This is a genomic window from Pseudonocardia sp. DxW (assembly GCF_058448985.1).
This window is the reverse complement of the sequence record NZ_JBZFLK010000073.1, coordinates 1-1,306: the sequence shown is the minus strand read 5'-3', so window position 1 is coordinate 1,306 and position 1,306 is coordinate 1. Positions and strand designations below refer to the sequence as shown.

Below are 1,306 nucleotides of genomic sequence, written 5' to 3'. Positions count from 1 at the left end.
TGAGCTTCCCCCGCTTTGCCGGAGTGTCTGAAGGCTGGTTCTCTCGATGAGGACCAGGAAGGAAGGCACTGGTGCCCGCACCGAAGAAGTACCCCGATGAGCTGCGAGAACGCGCGGTCCGGCTGTATCGGGAGTCCGACCCCAAGCCGTCGTTCCGCAGGCTCGCCGAGCAGCTGAACGTCCATCGTGAGGCCCTGCGGCACTGGGTCCGGCAGGCCGAGGCCGACGACGGTGAACGCCCTGACCGGCCGAGCACCGACATGCTCGCCGAGAACCGCCGGCTGGCGCGCGAGAACGCCGAGCTGCGGCGGGCCAACGAGGTCCTGCGCGCGGCGAGCGCCTATTTCGCCAGCGAGATCGGCCCGACCCGGAGGTGGTCATGAGCTTTGTCGACGCCCATGACTTCCCGGCTGGTCTCGTACTACGGGTCCTCGGCATCCCGGCCTCGACCTACTACGACTGGCGCGCCCGCCGCGCGTCGCCGTCGCAGCGTGAGCTCGACGATGCCGTGTTGCTCGAGCAGATCGTGAAGATCCGGTCGGTCAGCGAGTTCGCCGCCGCCTACGGCTCTCCGCGGGTGTGGTTGGAGCTGCGCCGCCAGGGCGTGCACGTGGGCCGCAAGCGGGTCGAGCGGATCATGCGCGAGCACGGCTTGGCGGGCGCGCACCTGCGCCGCGGCTGGAAGCACGGCTCCACCCGGCAGAACCCGTCGCACCGCCCTGCGCCGGACCTGCTCGAACGCGACTTCACCGCCTCCGCACCGAACCGCGTCTGGGTGGCCGACCTGACCAGGATCGTCACCGGCGAGGGCGTGCTCTGGCTCGCCTCGGTGCGTGACGCGTTCTCCAACCGGGTCGTCGGCTGGGCCACCGACCCCCGCGCGACCACGGCGCTGGTGCTCACCGCGCTCAACCACGCCCTGCGCTCCCGGGACCTACGGTCCGGGCAGTTGATCTTCCACAGCGACAAGGGAGCCCAGTACACGGCGCTGCGGTTCACCCAGCGCCTGGTCGACGCCGGGGTCGCACCATCGACCGGGTCCACAGGGGACAGCTTCGATAACGCGCTCGCCGAGAACCTGTGGTCCACGATCAAGATCGAGCTCCTGTACTGGCCCGGCACCACGTTCACCACCCGTGTCGAGGCCGAGCACGCCCTGATCCGCTACCTCGACGGGTGGTACAACCCGCGCCGGATCCAGGCCCGCCTCGGCGGGCTCTCACCCGACGAGTACGAAGACACCTACCATCGCGCCCAGCGCGACGATCACAGATAACCCGCACTCCGGTGAACCGGGGGAAGCTCA

The 1,306-nt window shown here is 69.6% G+C and carries 2 protein-coding genes; both read left to right on the top strand.

Annotated elements, in window-relative coordinates:
- The first annotated feature begins 71 nt into the window (after nucleotides 1-71).
- Nucleotides 72-383 (top strand): transposase, encoded by a 312-nt coding sequence (locus ACVJO7_RS34000; protein WP_491676368.1) that lies wholly within the window; start codon nucleotides 72-74, stop codon nucleotides 381-383.
- Nucleotides 380-1,276 (top strand): IS3 family transposase, encoded by an 897-nt coding sequence (locus tag ACVJO7_RS33995; RefSeq protein ID WP_491676367.1) that lies wholly within the window; start codon nucleotides 380-382, stop codon nucleotides 1,274-1,276. Before ACVJO7_RS34000 ends, ACVJO7_RS33995 begins: the two co-directional genes overlap by 4 nt.
- Nucleotides 1,277-1,306 lie beyond the last annotated feature (30 nt).